The sequence below is a fragment of the Pseudomonas sp. SLFW genome, from assembly GCF_009905615.1.
Classification (GTDB): Bacteria; Pseudomonadota; Gammaproteobacteria; order Pseudomonadales; family Pseudomonadaceae; genus Aquipseudomonas; species Aquipseudomonas bambusae.
Genome location: NZ_JAAAKW010000015.1, coordinates 108882 through 129995, shown reverse-complemented (window position 1 = coordinate 129995; position 21114 = coordinate 108882). Strand labels below are relative to the sequence as shown.

Here is a 21114-nt window from a genome sequence, read left to right as displayed (position 1 = left end):
CGCTTCGCAATGGATCGCAGGCAAGCCAGCTCCTACAGCCTTCGGCCAGAATCAAAAGCCCGGACCACACCACGATCCGCTTCTGCCGAAGGCGTGGGAGCGTTGCTTGCTCGCGATCCATTGCGCAGCAATGGCAACCACGGCGTATGCGGTGGGTCAGGCGGATCGAAGTCGTCTGGTTTTGCTGCCGCTGCGCGACAGATCGCAGGCAAGGTGGAGCGCCACCCCGGCACTCCTACGGCCTTCGGCCAGTATCAAAAGCGAATGCCAACACCAACGCGAAGTTACATTGCGATCCGCTTCTGCCGAAGGCGTAGGAGCGTTGCTTGCTCGCGATCCATTGCGCAGCAATGGCAAATCCGACGCATGCGGTCTGTCAGGTCTGACCGCATGCCCCGAACGATCAGCCCCCTGAATCGCATCCACGCCATGAAACGGGCATAAAAAAGGCCGCGTTCGCACGCGGCCTCTTCTATATATATAGCCAAATCACAGGTCGGCTATCCGCGGCGCCCTAAGGGCTGCCGCAGGCAGATCAGAACGATTTGCCGGACTTCACGCGTTCCAGGTCGCTCTTGACCATCAGGTCACACAGCTGCTCCAGCGTGGTCTTGGCTTCCCAGCCCAGTACGCGCTTGGCTTTTTCCGGGTCGCCAATCAGCAGTTCGACTTCGGCTGGACGGTAGAACTTCGGGTTGACCTGAATAACGGTCTTGCCGGTCTTGGTGTCGATACCGTGCTCGTTGTCAGCGCTGCCTTTCCATTCCAGCTCGATGTCCACGGCTTTGAACGCCATGGACACGAAGTCACGAACGGTTTCGGTGCGGTTGGTGGCCAGAACGAAGGTGTCCGGCTCATCGGCTTGCAGCATGCGCCACATACCTTCGACGTATTCCTTGGCGAAACCCCAGTCGCGCTTGGCGTCCATGTTGCCCAACTCAAGCACGTCCTGCTGGCCCAGCGAAATACGGGCAACGGCGTCGGTGATCTTGCGGGTCACGAACTCTTTACCGCGCAGTGGCGATTCGTGGTTGAACAGGATACCGCTGGAACCGAAGATCCCGTAGGACTCGCGGTAGTTGATGGTCATCCAGTGAGCGTAGAGCTTGGCCACACCGTACGGGCTGCGCGGGTAGAAATCGGTGGCTTCGGTCTGAGGGACCTGTTGCACCTTGCCGAACATCTCGGAGGTCGAGGCCTGATAGAAGCGGATCTTCGGGTTAACGATGCGGATCGCTTCCAGCAGGTTCACCGCGCCGATGCCGGTGATTTCCGCGGTGGTGACCGGTTGCTCGAAGGACACGCCTACGAAGCTCTGGGCCGCCAGGTTGTAGATCTCGGAAGGCTCAGCCTTCTGCAGCAGGCGAATGCTCGCGCCCAGGTCGGTCAGGTCATGTTCGACCAGTTCCAGGTTCGGGTGATTCAACGCGCCGACTTCTTCCAGACGCCAAAAGTTGACCGAACTCGTACGGCGATAGGTGCCGTAGACCTTGTAGCCTTTTTCGAGAAGCAATTGGGTGAGGTAGGCGCCGTCCTGACCGGTAACGCCTGTGATAATCACTGATTTGCTGGGTGCATTCATTGCTTCATGTTCCGCTGTGGGACAGAGTCCGTTTTACTGTTGTTACTCAACCAGATGTTGACGCTATCCACGCTTTCCTCGGAAAGCTTGCCAGCCCAACGGTTGAGAATGAACAGGTTTGTGATGAAGTCGTATTGCGTCTTGAGCAGGTCGCGACGAGCCTTGAACTCGTTCTGCGTCGCAGTCAACACGTCCACGGCATTCACCACCCCATAAGAAAACGCCTTGTCTGCCGCAATGCTGGATTGCTCGGCAGAACTGAGGGCGTTCCGGTTGGCGCGTATTTTTTCGACACTGGAGTCCGCGGTCAAGTAAGCATTTGTCGTTTCCTTGACGACTTGCCGGCGTGTCGCCTCCATTTGTTCCTCCGCCGTAATCTGATCCTGATACAGACCACGAACGCGCGCAGAGGTTGAGCCACCACTATAGATCGGAATTTGCACGTTGACGCCCGCGACATAGCTATCGGTTCTTGGCGCCAATGCGTTGTTGTAACCTTCGTTGGTATTTTGCGCGCTGAGGTTCAGGCTGACGGTCGGGTAATGCCCGCCCTTGCCCCCGCGCAGCGCGGCCTCAGCGGCTTCGACAGCGTGTTGGCTGGCGAGAATCTGCGGGTTATTGACGGTCGCCAACTGCACCCAACTGTCGAGGGTTTCAGCCGAAACTTTGAGTTCGACGTCGTCACGCACGCGGCTCAAACGCTCGGTCACCGGGCGGCCGATGATCTCCGAGAGGGCCGCACGGGTCACGCGAACCTGGTTGCGCGCGTCCACTTCCTGCGCCGTCAACGAGTCGACCCGCGCCTGAATGTCGAGCTTGTCAGTAATCATTGCCAGTTGTTTCGCGTACAGCGCATTGACCCGATCGAGGTTCTTTTGCGTGGCGCGCAATTCGGCCTGCACCAATTCCAGTTCGTCGTCCGCTGCCAACGCCGCGAAATAACGCTGCGCGAGATCTACGGTGGCTTCTGCCTGAGCTTCCTTGGATTCCTCGCCCGCTTGCTTGGCCAGGCTCTTGAACTTCTCGTAGTTTTCCCAGGCCGCCTTGTTGTAAATGTGCTGGCTGAGCTGGAGCGCGTAGTTTTCGCTGCTGTACGACTGAGTGATCAGCTCGTTTTCCTGGTGAATGCGGTTCTTGCCCGCACTGATACTCACCTGCGGCAGCAACCCGCCGAACGCTTCGCGCTGCTGCTCCTTGCTCGATTGGGCACGGGAATATGAAGCGAGGACCCGAGGGTCCTCCAGACGCGATTCACGATAAAGCTGCATCAGGTCAGCGGAATAGGTCTTCGCGCTGACGCTGGTCGCCGGGGGCTTGGGCTTCGAGGGTTCGGCTGTTTTCGGCTCAGCGGCCTGGACTTGCAGCGCCAGCATTCCCAACATCAGACATGGAAACAGACGCACAGTCACTCCTCGATCAACGATTGCGAGATGGCGTTACGCGCCGGCTGCAACAGGTATTGCAACATCGTCCGCTCGCCGGTTTTGACCAGCACGTCGGCCGGCATACCTACCAACAGCTTGCGGTCACCCAGCTTGTGCGCACCGGCTTCGGTCACTTTGACCCGCGCCAAATAGTACGGCTGGCCTGTTTTTTCGTTGGTCAGACGGTCTGCCGAAACGGAGGTGACGATGCCTTCGATCACAGGCGTGGTCGCGCTGTTGAAGGCGCTGAAACGAATGTCGGCCAGCTTGTCGATGCCCACCCGATTGATGTCTTGCGGCGGAATCTGAGCTTCCACCACCAGATCGGACACCGACGGCACGATGTCCAGCAGCGGCGTGGCCTGGCGCACGACGCCGCCGATGGTGTGAACGGTCATGCCGATGACCATGCCGTCATCCGGGGCACGAATAATGACGCGAGTCAGACGATCAGCCAGCGCAGCGGTCTTCTCTTGCAGGTCATAGGCTTTGGTCTGCACTTCAGCCAGTTGCTTGGCGACGTCAGAGTTGAAGTCTTTGTTGATCTGCAGGATCTGCAATTGGGTTTCGTTGATCTGCAGACGGGTCTTGGTGATGGTCGACCGGTGATCCGCGACTTCCGACTTCAACATGTCCAGCTTGCGCTGCTGCTCAAGCATGCGCTGTTTGTCTACGAAGCCTTGGGACAGCAAGTCTTTCAGGTCACCAATCTCGCCGGTGTACGAGCCTTCGAGGTTGTTCTTGGTGCCGATCATGTCTTCGGTGCCTTTGATCTGCTGATTCAGCTGACCAATGCGTTCCTGCAAGACCGAAATCTGCCCCAGACGCGCGCCGCGACGGGCGTTGAACACCTGAGTTTCGCCAGCACGCGCTTCGACACCGCGAGGGGTATCGGCTTCCGCCATGGAGCCAAAGTCGATGGACGGCAGGTTATCGCGCTCAGCGATCAGACGCGCTTCCATCGCCTTGGCCGCGATCAACTGGTTGTGGTTCATGTCGTACTCGGCGCGCAATTGCGCGTCATCGAGCACGATCAACGGGTCGCCCGTTTTGACGATGTCGCCGTCATGCACCAGCACGTCTTTGACGATGCCGCCTTCCAGGTGCTGAACCGTCTTGCGATAGGCCTGCACGGTCACGACGCCCGGCGCGTAAACGGCGCCATCGATCGGGGCAACCCCTGCCCATACACCGAAAATGCCGAAGGTCACCAGCAGAATGGTGAAGCCCAGACGGCGGGTCTTGGTGTCGGAAACGGGTAAATCCGAGAAGTTATCGGGTTGGATACTGAGCGTGCGGGTCATCGATATCTTCCTGTCAGGCGCGAGCGGTCGCGCCTGTGCCCACTTGGGCTTTTTGTTGAGCGGCGATCTGTTGCTTGTTGAGCTCTTCCATCACTTGGTCGCGCGGACCGTACATGCTGATGCCGCCGGCGCTCATGACGAGCAAACGGTCAAGCTGGGACAGAATCGTCGTGCGGTGCGTGATCACGAAGATCGTGGCACCGGTCTGCTTCAGTTCCTGGATGGCGGTGGCAAGCGCACGCTCGCCCACTTCGTCGAGGTTGGAGTTCGGCTCGTCGAGCAGAATCAGGCGCGGCGTACCGTAGATCGCACGGGCCAGACCTACGCGCTGGCGTTGACCGCCCGACAGGTTGACGCCGTCGCTGCCGATGACCGTGTCGTAGCCTTCCGGCAGTTGCAGGATCATTTCGTGGACACCCGCCGTTTTCGCGGCCTTGACCACCAGCTCCGGGTCAACGTCGGCGAAACGCGCGATGTTCTCGCTGATGCTGCCTTCGAACAGTTCGATGTCCTGCGGCAGATAGCCCAAATGCGGACCCAATTCGTGCTTGTCCCAGTTGGCGATGTCGGCGCCATCTAGACGGACCACGCCATGCTGCGGGGCCCAAACACCCATCAGCGCACGAGCCAGCGTCGATTTACCGGACGCACTCGGACCGATGATCCCGACCACCGCACCCGCAGGCACGGCAAAGCTGATGCCTCGGATGATCGGGGCTTTGGAGCCCGGCGCACCGACGATCAGGTTCTCGACCAGGATGTTGCCCTGCGGAACCGGCAGCGACATGCGCTCAGGCTCGGCTTTCTGTTTGTCGAGGATGTCGTTCAGGCGGTCGTACTGGGAGCGGGCGGCGATGAAGCCTTTCCAGCTGCCGATGATCAAGTCGATTGGCGCCAGTGCGCGACCCAGCAGCACGGAACCGGCGATGACCAGGCCCGGGCTGATTTCGTGGTTGACCGCCAGATAGGCACCCAGACCCAGAATCAACGACTGAATCAGCATGCGGAAAGTTTTGGAAATAGAGCTGATGACGCCGCCACGGTCGCTGGCATGGGATTGCAGCAACAGGACATTGCGCTGACGGCGGCTCCAACGCTCGATCAGCGTGTTGAGCATGCCCATCGATTCGATGACTTCGGCGTTGCGCAGGTTTTTGGTCGTGTACAGCGTCGCAGAGATGTTTTCTTTGTTCGCCTGACCCAGCGCCTTGCCGGTGAAGCGCTCGTTGAGGTAGGCCAGAATCAGCAACACGATGGCGCTGCCAATCGCGACCCAGCCGTACCAAGGGTGAAACAGAAACATCACGGCAACGTAGATCGGCAACCACGGGGCATCGAAAAACGCGAACAGGCCGTTGCCGGTCAGGAATTGACGCAACCCGGTGAGGTCGTTGAGCGACTGGGCCGACGCATCCATACCACCACTGTCCAAAGCGCGCTTGAAACTGGCCTTGTAAACGTCGCGGCTGAGCAGCACGTCGAGGCGGGTGCTGACGCGAACCATGATCCGCGAGCGAATCCACTCAAGCGAACCCATGGTGATGACCAGGATGGTCATGATCAGCGTCAGGACCGACAGAGTCGTAAGGTTACCGCTCGTTACCACCCGGCCATAGACCTGGAGCATATAGAAGGTAGGAACCAGCATGAGCGCATTGACGAACAAGCTGAAAAAGCCGACCGAGATAAAACTGCTCCTGCAAGATTTCAGGGCAGCCTGCAAGCTGTTTTCATGTGTGCTGCGCATATTTGACTACTGCCGCTATGGGTAACAGGAAAAGCGCGCGAGTGTAACATCGCCACTATTCCTGACAAATGAAAAGGTGTTTAGGGTCGCAGGTATTTTCCAAGCTGCACGTAGGAGCTTTCCCTGCACACTGAAAGCCCTTGAAGCCACGAATAGCCCTGATGCAAAAAATTTGCCCACCTGCGCCAACGCCCCTAAACTCGGCCGCGCCTGTAGTCGTGCTCATTGGCGGCCAGGACGATTTGCCAAATAAATGGCGATCCTTCCCGCTGCCCGGCCCACCCTCGCAACGCCTTATGGCTCGTCGCGCAGGAGACCATGCGACAGGCGGTAGGGGATCAAGCGTAGTCGTTCGACTCTTGATCGCCGCCTTCGATGACAATCATTTGACTACGTCCGACCGACGGTTAAGCGCAGCCGGGTCTGATCCATTACAAGAACAGCCGCCTGTTCGACTCCGCTAAGGATTAGCAATGATTCATTCTTCAAAAATTGCTGTCGTTATCCCCAGCTATAAAGTCAAAGCCCACATTCTGGGTGTCCTCCAAAACATCGGTGAGGAGGTCGACGTCATTTACGTGGTCGACGACTGCTGCCCCGATCAGTCGGGCGAATTCGTCAAAGCCAACTGCACCGACCCGCGGGTCAACGTGATCGTCTGCCCTGTCAACCAAGGTGTCGGCGGCGCCGTGATGGCCGGTTACGAGGCCGCCATTGCCGGTGGCGCCGACATCATCGTCAAGGTCGATGGCGACGGGCAGATGGACCCGGCGCTGATCCCGGACTTCGTATTGCCTATCGCCAACGGCGAAGCGGACTACACCAAAGGCAACCGTTTCTTCGACCTTGAAGAGATTCGTCAGATGCCGAAAATGCGGCTCTTCGGCAATGCGACGCTGTCGTTCATGACCAAACTGTCGTCCGGTTACTGGGATCTGTTCGACCCGACCAATGGCTTTACAGCCATCCATGCGAACGTCGCGTCTCACCTGCCGATGAAGAAGATCAGCCAACGCTATTTCTTCGAAACGGACATGCTCTTCCGCCTGAACATTTTGCGGGCGGTGGTGATCGACGTTCCGATGGACGCCAAGTACGACGACGAAGTCAGCAACCTGAAGATTTCCAAGGTCGTGGGCGAGTTCCTGGTCAAGCACATCCGAAACATGAGCAAGCGCGTGTTCTACAACTATTACCTGCGTGACATGTCGCTGGCGTCGATTGAACTGCCGGTCGGTGTGTTGCTGGTGCTGGCGGGCACACTCTTTGGATTGAATCACTGGGTCAGCGCATGGAGCTCCGGCATCCAGACGACGCCCGGCACCGTGATGCTTTCCGCGCTGCCCATCATCGTGGGCACGCAGTTCATTCTGGCGTTTCTGGGGCAGGACATCGCGTCCGTTCCTCGCCGCGTTCTTCATTTGCACAAGAAGAAAAAACCTCTCGGCCAAGGTGTTAAACCATGATTTATTTCGTCGCGCTGATCTGCGTGCTGGGCATTGCGGGCGGGCAGATCCTGTTCAAACTCAGCGCCACTTCGCTGCATAAGACCGGTAACTTGTTTGACCCCGGCACCTTGATGACGCTGTTCTCGGCATTCGCGCTGTACGGCGTGACGACCCTGGCCTGGGTCTGGGTGCTGCAAAAGGTCGAACTGGGCAAGGTGTACCCACTGATGGCCCTGGCCTTCGTGCTGGTCCCCATCGGCAGCTACTTCGTCTTCGGCGAAAAATTCCAGAGCCAGTATTTTGTCGGCGTTGCGGTGATCATTGCCGGGATCGTGATTACCGTTAAGGCGTGATGTGATGGGGGCGTGACAGATAAACGGAGCTGGCAGGTTTTGCTGCCGCTGCGGTCGGGCGCGACCCCGGGCAGATCGCAGGCAATCCAGCTCCCACGCCTGCGGCAGAAGCGAGACCGCGTTTTTTGATAAACCGGGCCAGAGTTCGTTGACCTCAACCATAGAATCTCCCACGGCCTTTGGCCAGATTCAAGAGCCAGGCCGCGTCGCAATTCTGGCCTTGACGAAATCGACCGTTCACCACCTACCCGCTTCTGCCGAAGGCGTAGGGGCTGGCCTGCCTGCGATCTGCCCGGGGTCGCGCCCGACCGGAGCGGGAGCAAATCCGGTGCATGCGGTGTGCCTGGCGGGCATCACTTCCAAGGCGCCGGATCACCAAACAACTGCCCCTGCACCCCTTCGATCCCCATCTCGGCAATCACCAAATGCTCGCCCTCAGTCTCGACCCGCTCGGCGATCAAGGGCAGGTCGATGCTGTGTGCCGCCCGCTGCACGGCTTCTATAAAGAGGCGTTTGTGGCTTTCTTCGTCGATGGCGCGGATGTAGCTGCCATCAATCTTCAAATACGCCAACCCAAGGTGCGCCAGGTTACCGATCATGCTGAAGCGGCCACCAAACCGCTGCAGCGCCAACGTGAAGCCAGCGGCCTGCAAGCGACGGGTGAGTTTTTCAAGCACCGCCTGTTCAGGCAATTGCTCCTCACCAATCTCGATGGTCAGCCGCCCTGCCAGTTTTGGATGCTGACGCAGCGCGTCGAACACTTGGTTCAGCGCCGCAGGGTCACTCAACGTCGCGGCAGACAGGTTCAGCGCCAACGACTGGTCGTGGGTCTGAAGGTGCTTGAGCACTTGGTGCAGCATCAGCAGGTCCAAACGGCTCGACCAGCCGAATCGCTCGATCCACGGCAGGAAACGCCCCGCCGGAACGGCTTCGCCCTGCTCGTTCACCAACCGCGACAACGCCTTGTAATGCAGCACCTTCGTGATATCACGTGTGCCAACCACCGGCTGGAAGAACAGCTCGAAGCCACCATGAGTCAACGCATGATCCAGCACGCGATGCCACGTGTGCTGATCATCACCGCTAGGTGCGACTTCGCCGTTCTCGACGTAACTCCAGGTTTGCTCGCCTTGGGTTTCGGCCTGTGCCAGTGCCTGATCCGCCAGCCCCAGCAACGTCAGCGGTGCCTCGCCGGGAACATAGGGCGCCAAACCCATGTGCGCGACAGGCGACACGTCGGACGCCCCGGTTGCTTCGAGCGTTTTGAGCGCCAGTTCCAGATCGTGAACCAGCGCCAGCGCCTCTTCACGGGCCATGCCCGGCGCCAGCACCGCGAACTCACCGCCCCGCGAACGGCTGATGAGGTTCCGAATCTTCGGATACTTCTCGCAGTGCGAGAGCAACATCTGTGCGACCGCGATCAGCAGGGCGTCGGTGCGCTTGCCGCCCAGGCGCAGGTTCAGACCCGCAAGGTCCTGGACGCGCAACAGCAGCAGATGGCCCGCCCGATGCTCTTCCTGATTGCTGACATGGGCCTTGAGCTGCATGTCGAAGTACCGCCGGTTCGACAAACCCGTCAGGCTGTCCTGATAAGATTCAACGCGCAGTTTCTCGCTGCGCTCCGAGCTTTCCTTGAACAGTGCTTTCAGTTTATCGACCATCTGGTTCATCGCCTGCACCACCCGACGCAGCTCAGGCGTGCGCGGCAACTCGGGAAGCGTCAGGAACTCGCGACGGGCAATCGCTTGGGATTGCGCAACCATGTAATCCAGCGGTTTGAGTTGACGACGCAGCAGCAGCGCCCCGAGCAATGCGCTAACGATGCCGCACAACACCAGCCAGCCGAGGCTGCCCAATGCGCTCTGCCACAGCTTGGCCAATGCGAACATTGGATGGCTCACCACCTCGACTCGCGCGGTCTGTTGCCAGCCGCGACTCACGATCCCTTCACCGCCTCCCGGTGCCAGGCCGATGGCGTTGATGAACCATTGCGGCACGCCTTGATTGTCAGGCTCCGCGCTGCGCTCGACGATCACCGCATTGGTCGCCAGGTCCACCACGCGAATACTGGCGTAATAGCCGCTGTCGAAAATCGACGTCACCATCAACTCAACCATGGCCGGGTCGTCGATGTTGGCAGTCAGTGACAGCGCCAACGACGTCGCGGCGTCTTGCGCGTGAGACTGCAACTGATTGACGTACTGCGCCCGCGAGCTTTCCAGGCTGACGACAAAACTGCCCGCAAACGCGACAACCAAAAACAGACAGATAGCGATCAACAGCTGTTTGAACAGAGACATCAGTACTCCTAATTCTCAGGCTCAGTCGGGAAGCCTTCGGCGGCCATTTTCTTCAACACGTCCTGCCAACGCGACAGGCGCTTGGTATCGCCCACTTTCTTGTTGCCCTGCGCACCCGGCAGCCACAGCCCTTCGGCATTGAAGGCGTAAACCGGCAACAGGTCCGGCCGTTCGCTGGCGGGTTTGATTTCATTAATGAGGCTGTCGAGCACCAGCGGCATCGCGTTGGGGCTCGAATAATAGGTCAGCACCATGTGCGCACGGTTCAGGCGCAACGCCTTGACGTAGGTGATCAGCAATTTCTCGCTTGGAACGCCCAGCCGACGCAGACTGAAATATTTGGCGATGGCGTAGTCTTCACAGTCGCCCGCGCCCTTCCACAGCGACTCGATGGGCGTGGACCAGTAATCGACCTCATGCCACAGGTCGATGTCTTCTTCGTAACGCATCTGTTTATTGAAGAACTGATTCACCACCGTCAGCTTGTCCATCTCGCTGACCTGCTTCTCGGTCGCCAGCAGATTCTGCCAGGCGTCGATCCGTTGCTTGCCAGCCCCTAACGGACCGTACAGCGCTTCGGCTCTTCTGCTGATCAGCGCGAAATCCCAATCAGCCGTCAGATAGCTCGTACACGCCGTGCACGCCAGTGCAAGCGCCAAAAGCCACCACAACCCTGGGCGCTTATGAGCTGAACGTACTGCCAATTCGTTGAGTCCATCAGGCAAACGGATAACCGGAAAGCGATGGTGAGGGGTCGAGGGGAAAAAGACAATGGCGCAGTGAAATCATCCGTTCGAAGTCCCTCAAAAACATTAGATCAATAAAGCCCGCGCTCTATAGCGAAACAATCTCAACGAAGATAACTTCGAAGTTGCCAGCACTTGGGGCATTCCCCCTATACTTGCAACGCCTGAGATGTCTGATTCAGTACGAGTCTGTATTCACCCGCGACATTCGTCGTGCCACGGTGAATGACTACGATCATGCGGGCCTGCTGCACTTAATTACCCGTGCTGATCAATACAGTGACAGCCTTCAATTTTCTGATCCTAACTTTCCCGTCGAACGCGCGCGGGGGAGTGTTTTCGCCCGTTTCATACGATCAATAAACAGCTCAGCAAAGATATAAAACCCGAGGATGTCCAGTGACCATAAAAGGTTTTTTAAAAAGGGAGTTTTCTGCACTGAGCGACGGCTGGCACGCGTGGTATCTGCTGGCATTGCACGACATCAAAGGGCGCTATCGCCGTTCGATCATTGGACCATTCTGGATCACGCTGACATCGTTGTTATTCATTGGCGGGCTGGGGTTGGTGTATTCGCGCCTGCTGAATCTGGACCTCAAGGAATATCTACCCTTCCTCGCCTGCGGCATCGTTGTCTGGACATTCATTCTGACCTTCATCAATGAAGGTGCGAGCGCGATCATCAACTCCGCGCACATCATCAAACAAATCAGCATGCCGATATTGACCCATATCCTCCGGGTCGCCTTTCGCAACACGCTGATCTTTCTGCACAGCTGGATCATCCTGATTCCGCTATTGATGTGGTACGGCTACCTGACCTGGTTCGGTCTGCTGTGTTCGATTTTGGGGATCGTGCTGGTGGTCTTCGCCCTCACTCCCTTTGCCGCATTATTGGCGGTGATCTGTGCACGCTATCGCGATGTCCTGCCGATGGTCACCAGCGCGATGCAGCTGCTGTTCTTCATCACGCCCGTCATGTGGCACCCCGCCCAACTGGCCGGTCTGAGCGAAGTGATTCGCTACAACCCCTTCGTCTACCTCATCGACCTGGTCCGCGAGCCCATGCTCAACGGGCTGTTTCCCGCCGCGTCGGCCGGGCTGGTGCTGGGCATGGGCACGGCGTTGTGGGGCATCGCACTTTCGATGCTCTTTCTTAACCGCAAGCACATTCCTTACTGGGTCTGACCATGGCGTATCTGATCGCAGAAGGTGTCACCGTCGATTACCCGATTCTCGATGTCGGCCGCCGCTCCTTCAAAAAGGACGCGCTGTCGTGGGTCACCGGGGGGCGTATCGGTGAAAATGCCAGCCACCACCTGAGCATTCGAGCGCTGGACGGCGTCAATCTTGAGGTTCAGCCCGGCGAGAGAATCGGGCTGCTGGGGCACAACGGCTCAGGCAAAAGTACGCTGCTCAAAGTGATGGCTAACGTTTACTGGCCCACCCTTGGCGCGCTTCGATCTTCCGGAAGAATCACCTCTCTCCTCGACCTCACGCTGGGCATGGAAGTGGAAGCAACAGGCTATGAAAACATCTTCCTGCGCGGCGCGATCCTCGGCGTGAAACCGAGCGAGATCAAACAGACGATCAACGACATCGCCGAATTTTCGGGGCTGGGCGACTACCTGAACCTGCCGCTGCGAACCTATTCGTCCGGCATGCTGGTCCGCCTGGGGTTTTCCATTTCGACGGCGTTTCCTGCGGACATCATTTTGATGGACGAATGGCTGGGCGTGGGCGATGCGCAGTTCCAGGAGCAGGCCAACACGCGTCTGAATGAAATGACGTCCAACGCATCGATTCTGGTATTGGCCTCTCACTCTGCAGAACTGATTAACAGCGTCTGCAATCGTGGCATCAGGCTCGAACACGGAAAAATAACCGAAGACTTTCTCATCGGATAACCGCCATGAAAATAGCGATCGTTTCATCCTACAAACTCGAATGCGGAATCGCGCGGTTTTCCGAAGTTCTGTACCGAAACTTGATGCCGGACAACGAAGTGTCGGTTTTTGAACTGCCTCCGCAAGAACTTAAAAAAAGTTTCGGCGCCTCTGACGCAGAAGCTGATCAATTCATTGGGGCGATCTGTGAACAGCTCAAATCATTTGACGCGGTTTCGATCCAATGCGAGTACGGACTGTTTTCAGACTCGGTCGATATCTCGATTCAACGCATCAAACGTCTGTTGTCAGCCAATCCCAACTCGACGATCACATTCCACACCGTATTCAGTCGATCCAGTTCGGCAGATGTCGCGTTCCCGTCCTTGGCCAGGCTGGTGTTTCGCCCGCGATCTACCGTCATGGACTTCGCTAGAAGTTGGCGGTCCAGCAAAACCGCGCGTTATGAGTTGGGTCTTTTTCAGTTCATCCGCGAGCACAAGATCAAAGTCATCGTGCACACCGAAACCACAAAGCGCGTTCTTCAACAGCGCTTCAAATTGGTCAACGTTGAATGTCATCCGCTGTGCTACACAACGAAAAAAGAAAAAACCGAGTACGACCATCCGACCTGTCGCGATGAGCTCGTCAGTCGCCTCGGCCTGAAGGACGATGACCGCCTGATCGGTGTTTTCGGTTTCTTTGGCGGCTATAAGGGCTTCGATTACGCGATCCAGTGCATCGCCAGACTCCCCGACAATCATAAATTGCTGATTTTTTCAGGGCTGCACCCGACCGCCATCAAACAATCCGACACCTCGCAGATCGACCAACTGGTCAACCTCGCGAGGAAACACAAAGTCCTTGGGCGCACGTTTTTCATGGGCAGTGTCGACGATGCAGCCATGTACAAGGCGATCGCCGGTGTGGATTTTTCCTGGCTCCCCTATCGCGAAGTCGGCCAGGAAGCCTCGGCGATCTGCAGCGAAGTGGCTGAGCTGTCAAAGCGCATGATCATCTCGCGGAATTTCGCGTTCGTGGACTACATGAAATTCAAGCTGCGCGACGACTACGAGTTTTTCGAGATTGGCAACGTGGAAGAGCTGCGACTCAAAACGATTCACTACGACACCTACCACCCGCCGATGATGTCGCTGTCCGCGAAGGATCACGCCGCGTTGCAGACCCGTTTTTACCTCGACCAATTGAGTCGGCCAGCGGTGTAGATCACACCCTTCGCTCCAACATTGCCGAGCCGGAGGCACATCGACTGAATGTGTACACCGCGAACGCCGGCGCTTTCAGACACCTGTCCTTGCCCATCCGATGCCGGGAGCACTTTGATGCCCGCCAAAATGCCTGATTCATTTTCGGTTTATCTGGACCTGCTTCGTGTCGTGGCCGCCGTCACGGTGCTGGTTTCGCATTACCCACTCACGGCGGCCTTGGGGGCGATAACGGACCGCTACAATTTCGGTTATGACGCGGTGGTGGTGTTTTTCGTGCTGTCCGGCTACGTCATCAGCCATGCTGTCGACACGAAAGAGCGGGATGGTCTGACATACAGCGTGAACCGCATCGCGAGAATCTTCCCCGTGGCCGCCGTCGCCGTGCTGTTGTCGTGGCTGCTCATGAGCATGGGCAACGCAACGAATCCCACACTTCACCCTGACGCTTTTCAACTCGATACGCCGGCCTACTACGTCATCCGCACGCTCTCCTTCACCAGCGAGTTCTGGTGGGATGACATTCGCCCGTTCGGCAACGGTCCGTACTGGAGCCTGGCATTCGAAGTGTGGTGTTACGTGATCTACGGACTGGCCATGTTCACACGCGGTCATTGGCGAGTGGGGCTGGTGCTGCTTGCGCTGCTGCTGACGGGGCCCAAACAGTGGCTGGTGATGCCGATATGGCTCGCTGGGGTCGCTGCCTATCACTGCCGAGATCGAATCAATCCGGGTCGTCCCATGCTGTGGGCGCTGTGTGTTCTGCCACCTGTGGTATTTCTCACCCTGCAACTGAGCAATCCTCGGGACTGGTCGTACCCTCTGGTCGGTATGCACATCGAACGTTTCTTGGGGCATGGACTGGACGGCGCTGCCAATTGCGGCTGGGGCTATCTGCTTGCCGCACTGGTGGCGGCGCACTTGTTCGCGGTTCGTAAGCTGTGTCTGCTCATGTCGTTCAATGCCCGCGGGCGTGCAGCAACGATCATTCGACAACTCGCTGCCTACACCTTCAGCCTGTATATCATCCACCACCCGCTGCTGACTTTCTGGCACGCGGAATTGGGACAAACCCGCGATTTCTATAGTCCAGACCTGAGGGGGCTCGTTTATCTGGGCACGCTCATTCCGGTTTTCATCCTTGGGTATCTGGTGGAGCGCAGAAAAAACGTTTTCCGGACCATGATCCTTGCCGTTTTTGCCAACACCAAACGGATGATGAGCCCCTGAGAAGGCAGCTTCGACTGCCGTTCTCTGATATTCTTGCAGCCCTCCAGAATGCGGCGAAGCCCCGTAAATCCGGTTGTATCGGAGGGCTTTTCCCCTGTGAATTCGCAGAGTCGAGCACATCGGACAGTGCCGCGAGCCCGCATGGCGTTGTTACCGCAGATTGCAACCATTTGGCACTTTAAGGATTGGAAACCATGGGATTGATACCCGTAATTTTGTCTGGCGGCGTTGGTAGCCGGTTGTGGCCCGTTTCTCGCGAGGCCCACCCTAAACCGTTCATGACGCTGCCTGACGGGCAGAACCTGATTCAGAAAACCTTTCTGCGTGCTGCGGCGCTGGACAGTGTTTCGGAAGTACTGACAGTCACTAACCGCGAACTGCTCTTCAAGACAGAAGACGAGTACCGGACCGTGAATACCAGCGGTGTCGCGCAGAGCTACATCCTTGAGCCTTTCGGCCGCAACACCGCCGCCGCCGTCGCGCTGGCCGCCCTGCAATTGAAAGAAGCCCACGGCTCCGACGCCCACATGCTGGTCCTGGCCGCCGACCACCTCATTCAAAACGAAACAGCGTTCGCCCAAGCCGTTGCCAAAGCGGTTCAGTTGTCGGAAAAGGGCTTCCTGGTCACCTTCGGCATCAAGCCTCAGTACCCTGAAACCGGCTTTGGTTACATCGAAGCGGGCGGGCCGATCGACTCGAACGGCGGCCTGCAGGTCGCCCGGTTCGTCGAGAAACCGGACTTGGCCACGGCCGAGTCCTATCTGGCGGCGGGCAACTACTTCTGGAATTCCGGCATGTTCTGCTTCAAGGTCGGGACTGTGCTGGAAGAGTTCGCCAAACATGCGCCTGACGTGCTCAGTGCCGTTGCGGTTGCCATGGAGCGTTCGCGTCTGACCCAGGCCGATCGCTATCGCTGCCTGGCGCTGGACCCGGCCTCGTTCGGCGACGTGCCGGACATTTCCATCGACTACGCGCTGATGGAGCGTTCCGACAAGGTCGTGACCGTTGCGTGCGATATCGGCTGGAGCGATATCGGTTCGTGGAACGCGGTCAGTGAGCTGACCCCGGAAGACGAAAACGGCAACCGCTTCGAAGGTGAAGTGCTGTCTCACGGCGCGAAGAACAACTACGTCAACAGCGAAGACCGCCTCACCGCGCTGGTCGGGGTTCAAGATTTGCTGGTCGTCGACACCCCCGATGCGCTGATGATCGCGCATAAAGACCACGCGCAGGACGTCAAGAACATCGTCGGCCAACTCAAGAAAGCCGGCCACACCCTGCACCTCCTGCACCGCACCGTGCACCGCCCGTGGGGCACCTACACCACGCTGGAAAACGGCGAGCGTTTCAAGATCAAGCGCATCGTGGTCAAGCCCAAGGCATCGCTGTCCTTGCAAATGCACCATCACCGCAGCGAACACTGGATTGTTGTGAGCGGCATGGCCGTGATCGTTAACGATGATCAGGAACTGATGCTCAACACCAACGAATCGACGTTCATCCGCGCCGGTCACAAACACCGCCTGAGCAACCCTGGTGTCATCGATCTGGTGCTGATCGAAGTGCAGAGCGGCGATTACTTGGGCGAAGACGACATCGTGCGTTTCGAAGACGTCTACGGTCGCGCCAACTGATCGGATGCGGTCTGCCTTTCTCTGACCGCGCAGCCGGTTGCCTCTGTGTCACGAGCGCAACCGGCTCTCCCATCTTCAATCGAAGCCTTCTTTCTGCCTGTCAGTGAAAAGCGTTCTTCGATGCCGGCTCTCGCGCACGACACCGGCCACGCACCTGCATTTGTACGTTCGGAACAACAATGATCAAAGTTCTACACTTCTTCAAAACCTACTACCCGGAAACACCGGGCGGCGGGATCGAGCAAGTCATTTTTCAGCTGGCGCAAGGCAGCGCGGTCTACGGCATCGAGCCACAGGTGCTGTACCTGAGCGCCAACGGCTCGGCCCGCAACCAGACGGTGGGCAATCACATCACTCACCGTTCGAAAGAGGACTTTCACCTCGCCTCGACCGGCTTTTCGTTGTCCGGGATCCGGGACTTCAAACAGCTGGCGGCTCAGGCTGATGTCGTGCATTACCACTTTCCATGGCCCTATATGGACGTAGCGCACTTCGCGACACGGATGAAGAAGCCCTCGTTGGTGAGCTATCACTCGGACATCGTCAAACAGAAAACCCTGCTCAAGCTGTATTCGCCGCTGATGAATCGCTTTCTCGGGAGCGTTGACCGGATTGTGGCGTCGTCCCCGAATTACGCCGCCAGCAGTGAGGTGTTGACCCGCTTCAAAGACAAGGTCGAGGTCATTCCGTATGGCCTGGACCGCGCGACCTACCCGGCGCCCTCGCCCTCTAAACTGGCGCACTGGAAACAGCAATTGGGCGAGCGTTTCTTCCTGTTCGTAGGCGCATTGCGCTACTACAAGGGCCTCGACTTCCTCCTCGAAGCGGCACATCAGACGAAGCTGCCCGTCGTGATCATGGGCGGCGGGTACGAAGAGCAGCAATTGAAGGCAAAGGCCGCTGCGCTTGGGCTGAGCAACGTGACCTTCCTGGGCGGACTGGGTGACGAGGACAAAAACGCACTGCTCGCGCTGTGCGAAGCGTTCGTCTTCCCGTCTCACCTGCGTTCGGAGTCGTTTGGCATTTCGCTGCTGGAAGGCGCGATGTACGGCAAGCCGATGATTTCCTGCGAAATGGGCAGCGGTACGACGTTCATCAACATCGCCAATGAAACCGGGCTGGTGGTCCCGCCCCGTGACTCGAATGCGTTGGCAGCGGCCATGAACACCCTGTGGCATGACCGGGAACTGGCCAGCCGCATGGGCGCCAAGGCGGCTCAACGGTATGAAGAAGTGTTCACGGCGGAGAAGATGGTGCGGTCTTATGCGGCGCTGTATCAGGAAGTTGTGAACAGGCGGTGAGCCTCACAAGGGCTTTTGCCATAGGACGTTATGCCCGGTGAAGCATCGGCTTACAAAATTTACGGCATAGACGGTTCGTGTGAAAACAGCTCATTGAGAGCCGCTTGGCCTGTATACTTCCGCGCGCCTCATATCGCTAACGACGGTAACTCACCTCATTCGATGACGGGGCGCAATCTATTCATGATGTGTCAGAGGATTTGACGTTTAATGCGCCGGAAAGCCCATCTGTTTGCCTATCGAAGTCGATTTCAACTTTATTTTGTTACAACGTTCCTGCTCCTTTCTATCATTCCACTGATCGCAACGATCATCTCGATCTGGAAACAGGACCGCATCGAGTCCAACTCCGTAGTTCGGTGGTATCACTCTGTTGTGGAGCCGGTTCAAGAGCTGCGACCTTTGACGACTTTTCCACAATCGTGGGAGGGGCATTGGTACGACAGCGATAAGAATTATCACCACTTCGAAAAATGGTTCGGAGATCGTCTCGCTTTCAGAGACTTGATGATTCGCTCGAAAAACGAACTCGACTATCGTTTGTTCAGATCGTCCTCTCGCGTGTACTTTGCATCGGGCAAAGAAATTTATGGCCGACATCTTCTGGATATTGAGCTACCTGCAGTAGAGAATTTTCTGACAACTCCAGGTAACGCTGACTACGTGCGGCGAGGAATGATTAGTTTCTCCAACGCACTCAAGGCCGAAGGGGTCACGACGCTGTTCGTTACACCCCTGCAGAAAGAATACTTTTGGCCAAACCGCCTTCCGTTCTTCGCACCCAAGCTCGACCGTTCGAGCCAGTTCTTCAGCCTGTACACGCAGCTGAATAATGAGCCGCAACTGAACGTGGTGGATGTCGTTGGCATTCTCGACAAACTTCAAGTCACGACGCCGACGTTCTATAGGCAAGACTTCCATTGGACCAATATGTCCGCGATGGCGGTTTCGAAGGATATCGTCAACACCATCGCACGCTGGGAAGGTACAACCCTGTCCTGGTCACATTCTACGGATTACAGCCTCAAACCCTACGCGGGTTCCGATGCGCGTTTTTCTGCCCGTCTTTTTGCACGGGATTCTGTATTCGAGCCACAGCTGAATCATGCTTGGGCGGAAGTGCATGAAAAAACGCCGATGGATGCCTCGAAGACCGGATTGGAGTTCGAGACGAATACGATCACCGACAAGGGGCTGCTTCCTTCAGCATGCATGTTCGGAAACAGTTTCAGCGACGGCATGCTCGAAGCGGGGATCGCGGATTACTTCCAATCCTTCACCAAGCTGGATCGGACACGTGACATGTCAGAAGTCCCGGGGCTGATCCGTGGCAGGTGCAAGTACCTGATCGTGCAGATTCTGGATTTGCAAATACAGCACTGGGCAGCGTTCCAGCGTAGAGGACTGGGCTCCTGAGCCCACATCAACTGTCACGGTATTGGTAGCTTCTTATGGTTTTTTCCTCACCGGTTTTTCTGTTCATTTTCTTTCCGTTGTTCTATCTCACTTATTTAGTGGTCCCCAAGACACTGCGAAACGGCCTGATCCTGATCGCAAGTATCGGGTTTTATGTCTTTGGTGCCGGGTCTTTGACGGCTGTCGCAATCGTCATGCTGGTGGCGAACTGGGTAATCGCCTTCTGCCTCGATGCGTCACGGAAACGCTCGCCAGGCGGAAGGGTCAGTAAAACGATCTTGCTGGCCGCAGTGGCGCTGAATCTGCTTCCACTGGCGATGTATAAATACCTGCTGTTCTTCCTGCAGGTGTGGATGGATACGACCGGAATGAACATGGGTACCGTCATTGAAAGATGGACGTTGGCCCTGCCGCTTGGCATTTCCTTCTACACATTTCATTTCATCTCTTACATCGTCGACGTCTACCGGGGCAGCATCAAACCCGAGAAAGCGCTGCATCGCTTTGCGATCTACATTTTTCTCTTCCCGCACCTGATCGCAGGGCCTGTCGTCCGCTTTTCTGAAATTGCCGAACAGCTGCATGTGCGTCGGCGAATAATCGTGCAGAGTGATCTGTTTTGGGGTCTGGTTATTTTCATCATCGGCCTGAGCAAAAAGATTCTGATTGCCGACCCTTTGGGGAATGTCGTGACGCTGGGTCATCGCCCGGACCTTGAGCTGACCACTTATTCAGCCTGGCTGAGTTCGGTTTGCTACTCGTTCCAGATCTATTTTGACTTTTCCGGCTATACCGATATGGCAATCGGCATGGCAAGGATGATGGGGTTCAGGTTCCCCAAGAACTTTAATCGCCCCTATGCAGCAACGAGTATCACCGAGTTTTGGCAACGTTGGCACATGACCCTGTCTCGGTGGTTCCGGGATTATCTCTACATACCACTGGGAGGTAACCGAGCCAGCAAAACGACGACGCTGAGAAACCTGTTCATCGTATTCCTGCTCTGCGGCCTGTGGCACGGGGCCGCTTACACATTTCTGGTGTGGGGCGTGGGTCATGGCCTATTGATCGTCGCAGAACGTGCAGGCTGGATTAACTTGCGCGCACTCAAACTGGGTAGCTTTCCCGTTTTCATTCTTGCAACGCTGCTTTGGGTGCCTTTCAGGGCGGGGAGCATGAACGAGGCGATCAGGTTTTGGTCGGCCATGTTCGGGCATGGGAACGAGCTGCATCTTTGGGTAGCCAGCAACAGCGCATTGCAGGATTACAAAACACTGGCTCTATTAGTACTGGCGGTCGTGATTTGCTTCGTCAGTGACGGTTCTTTTTATCGCCTCAGAACCAAAGCCATCCGCTACCGGAAATGCATCGCGCTTGGTTGCCTGGCGCTTTACCTTTGCTCAGCAATATCGGTCGTGGAGTCAGGATTCAATCCGTTCATTTACTTCCAATTCTGATCGTAAGGCACCGGCCGTTGCACGCCGGATCATACTGGCGTGCACACTGAAGCCTGAAGC

The 21114-nt window shown here is 57.2% G+C and carries 18 protein-coding genes; 11 read left to right on the top strand and 7 right to left on the bottom strand.

What is annotated here, in order from left to right:
* Nucleotides 1–415: hypothetical protein (locus tag GVN17_RS29535; protein WP_218576361.1), on the top strand; the 415-nt coding region annotated here is incomplete at its 5' end.
* A gap of 120 nt (nt 416–535) precedes the next feature.
* Here the strand turns inward: GVN17_RS29535 and gmd are convergent.
* The 4 genes from gmd to GVN17_RS22850 are packed head-to-tail and all read right to left on the bottom strand — an operon-like array spanning nt 536 to nt 6057.
* Nucleotides 536–1582, bottom strand: coding sequence for a GDP-mannose 4,6-dehydratase (gmd, locus tag GVN17_RS22865; protein WP_166597530.1), 1047 nt, complete (start codon nt 1580–1582; stop codon nt 536–538).
* Nucleotides 1579–2955, bottom strand: coding sequence for a TolC family outer membrane protein (locus GVN17_RS22860; protein ID WP_371928603.1), 1377 nt, complete (start codon nt 2953–2955; stop codon nt 1579–1581). Before GVN17_RS22860 ends, gmd begins: the two co-directional genes overlap by 4 nt.
* A 32-nt stretch (nt 2956–2987) precedes the next feature.
* On the bottom strand, nt 2988–4310 hold the full coding sequence (locus GVN17_RS22855; RefSeq protein ID WP_166597529.1) for an HlyD family type I secretion periplasmic adaptor subunit: 1323 nt from the start codon (nt 4308–4310) through the stop codon (nt 2988–2990).
* Nucleotides 4311–4323: 13 nt separating this feature from the next.
* Nucleotides 4324–6057 (bottom strand): type I secretion system permease/ATPase, encoded by a 1734-nt coding sequence (locus tag GVN17_RS22850; protein ID WP_166597528.1) that lies wholly within the window; start codon nt 6055–6057, stop codon nt 4324–4326.
* A 473-nt stretch (nt 6058–6530) separates the two neighbouring features.
* Between GVN17_RS22850 and GVN17_RS22845 the strand changes: the two genes are divergently transcribed.
* Together GVN17_RS22845 and GVN17_RS22840 are read left to right on the top strand one after the other, a co-directional pair.
* A complete protein-coding gene (locus GVN17_RS22845; RefSeq protein WP_166597527.1) occupies nt 6531–7523 on the top strand; it encodes a glycosyltransferase family 2 protein in 993 nt (330 codons plus the stop codon).
* Complete coding sequence (locus GVN17_RS22840) at nt 7520–7858, top strand: EamA family transporter (RefSeq protein WP_166597526.1); 339 nt, start codon at nt 7520–7522, stop codon at nt 7856–7858. The genes GVN17_RS22845 and GVN17_RS22840 overlap by 4 nt, the downstream gene beginning before the upstream one ends.
* A 353-nt stretch (nt 7859–8211) precedes the next feature.
* Here GVN17_RS22840 and lapD read toward each other — a convergent pair whose 3' ends face one another.
* Nucleotides 8212–10158 (bottom strand): cyclic di-GMP receptor LapD, encoded by a 1947-nt coding sequence (gene lapD / locus GVN17_RS22835; RefSeq protein WP_166597525.1) that lies wholly within the window; start codon nt 10156–10158, stop codon nt 8212–8214.
* 8 nt (nt 10159–10166) lie between these two features.
* Nucleotides 10167–10862, bottom strand: coding sequence for a cysteine protease LapG (lapG, locus tag GVN17_RS22830; protein ID WP_371928601.1), 696 nt, complete (start codon nt 10860–10862; stop codon nt 10167–10169).
* 441 nt (nt 10863–11303) lie between these two features.
* On the opposite strand from lapG, the gene GVN17_RS22825 reads away from it, so the two are divergent.
* Nucleotides 11304–12092 (top strand): ABC transporter permease, encoded by a 789-nt coding sequence (locus GVN17_RS22825; RefSeq protein WP_166597524.1) that lies wholly within the window; start codon nt 11304–11306, stop codon nt 12090–12092.
* Between the two features lie 2 nt (nt 12093–12094).
* A complete protein-coding gene (locus GVN17_RS22820; RefSeq protein WP_218576360.1) occupies nt 12095–12811 on the top strand; it encodes an ABC transporter ATP-binding protein in 717 nt (238 codons plus the stop codon).
* Between the two features lie 265 nt (nt 12812–13076).
* Here the strand turns inward: GVN17_RS22820 and GVN17_RS22815 are convergent, their stop codons facing one another.
* Nucleotides 13077–13214 (bottom strand): hypothetical protein, encoded by a 138-nt coding sequence (locus GVN17_RS22815; RefSeq protein ID WP_166597523.1) that lies wholly within the window; start codon nt 13212–13214, stop codon nt 13077–13079.
* Here GVN17_RS22815 and GVN17_RS22810 point away from each other — a divergent pair.
* The 6 genes from GVN17_RS22810 to GVN17_RS22785 all read left to right on the top strand — a co-directional run bounded on the left by GVN17_RS22810 (nt 13213) and on the right by GVN17_RS22785 (nt 21054).
* Nucleotides 13213–14016 (top strand): hypothetical protein, encoded by an 804-nt coding sequence (locus GVN17_RS22810; RefSeq protein WP_166597522.1) that lies wholly within the window; start codon nt 13213–13215, stop codon nt 14014–14016. The genes GVN17_RS22815 and GVN17_RS22810 overlap by 2 nt on opposite strands.
* Nucleotides 14017–14133: 117 nt before the next feature.
* The gene (locus tag GVN17_RS22805; RefSeq protein WP_166597521.1) at nt 14134–15246 is read left to right on the top strand and encodes an acyltransferase; all 1113 of its coding nucleotides are present in this window, start codon (nt 14134–14136) and stop codon (nt 15244–15246) included.
* A 194-nt stretch (nt 15247–15440) separates the two neighbouring features.
* Nucleotides 15441–16880: a mannose-1-phosphate guanylyltransferase/mannose-6-phosphate isomerase gene (locus tag GVN17_RS22800; RefSeq protein ID WP_166597520.1), complete on the top strand. Its 1440-nt coding sequence runs from the start codon at nt 15441–15443 to the stop codon at nt 16878–16880.
* A gap of 179 nt (nt 16881–17059) precedes the next feature.
* Nucleotides 17060–18181, top strand: a complete 1122-nt coding sequence (locus GVN17_RS22795) for a glycosyltransferase family 4 protein (RefSeq protein ID WP_166597519.1) — start codon at nt 17060–17062, stop codon at nt 18179–18181.
* A 210-nt stretch (nt 18182–18391) separates the two neighbouring features.
* Nucleotides 18392–19597, top strand: coding sequence for a hypothetical protein (locus tag GVN17_RS22790; protein ID WP_166597518.1), 1206 nt, complete (start codon nt 18392–18394; stop codon nt 19595–19597).
* Nucleotides 19598–19632: 35 nt separating this feature from the next.
* The gene (locus GVN17_RS22785) at nt 19633–21054 is read left to right on the top strand and encodes an MBOAT family protein (RefSeq protein ID WP_166597517.1); all 1422 of its coding nucleotides are present in this window, start codon (nt 19633–19635) and stop codon (nt 21052–21054) included.
* Nucleotides 21055–21114 lie beyond the last annotated feature (60 nt).

Bases quoted from the DNA above. Each gene is read 5' to 3' on its own strand.
- gmd (WP_166597530.1), bottom strand. From the start codon at position 1,582: ATGAATGCACCCAGCAAATCAGTGATTATCACAGGCGTTACCGGTCAG.
- GVN17_RS22860 (WP_371928603.1), bottom strand. From the start codon at position 2,955: ATGCTGGCGCTGCAAGTCCAGGCCGCTGAGCCGAAAACAGCCGAACCC.
- GVN17_RS22855 (WP_166597529.1), bottom strand. From the start codon at position 4,310: ATGACCCGCACGCTCAGTATCCAACCCGATAACTTCTCGGATTTACCC.
- GVN17_RS22850 (WP_166597528.1), bottom strand. From the start codon at position 6,057: ATGCGCAGCACACATGAAAACAGCTTGCAGGCTGCCCTGAAATCTTGC.
- GVN17_RS22845 (WP_166597527.1), top strand. From the start codon at position 6,531: ATGATTCATTCTTCAAAAATTGCTGTCGTTATCCCCAGCTATAAAGTC.
- GVN17_RS22840 (WP_166597526.1), top strand. From the start codon at position 7,520: ATGATTTATTTCGTCGCGCTGATCTGCGTGCTGGGCATTGCGGGCGGG.
- lapD (WP_166597525.1), bottom strand. From the start codon at position 10,158: ATGTCTCTGTTCAAACAGCTGTTGATCGCTATCTGTCTGTTTTTGGTT.
- GVN17_RS22820 (WP_218576360.1), top strand. From the start codon at position 12,095: ATGGCGTATCTGATCGCAGAAGGTGTCACCGTCGATTACCCGATTCTC.
- GVN17_RS22810 (WP_166597522.1), top strand. From the start codon at position 13,213: ATGGACTTCGCTAGAAGTTGGCGGTCCAGCAAAACCGCGCGTTATGAG.
- GVN17_RS22815 (WP_166597523.1), bottom strand. From the start codon at position 13,214: ATGACGGTAGATCGCGGGCGAAACACCAGCCTGGCCAAGGACGGGAAC.
- GVN17_RS22805 (WP_166597521.1), top strand. From the start codon at position 14,134: ATGCCCGCCAAAATGCCTGATTCATTTTCGGTTTATCTGGACCTGCTT.
- GVN17_RS22800 (WP_166597520.1), top strand. From the start codon at position 15,441: ATGGGATTGATACCCGTAATTTTGTCTGGCGGCGTTGGTAGCCGGTTG.
- GVN17_RS22795 (WP_166597519.1), top strand. From the start codon at position 17,060: ATGATCAAAGTTCTACACTTCTTCAAAACCTACTACCCGGAAACACCG.
- GVN17_RS22790 (WP_166597518.1), top strand. From the start codon at position 18,392: ATGCGCCGGAAAGCCCATCTGTTTGCCTATCGAAGTCGATTTCAACTT.
- GVN17_RS22785 (WP_166597517.1), top strand. From the start codon at position 19,633: ATGGTTTTTTCCTCACCGGTTTTTCTGTTCATTTTCTTTCCGTTGTTC.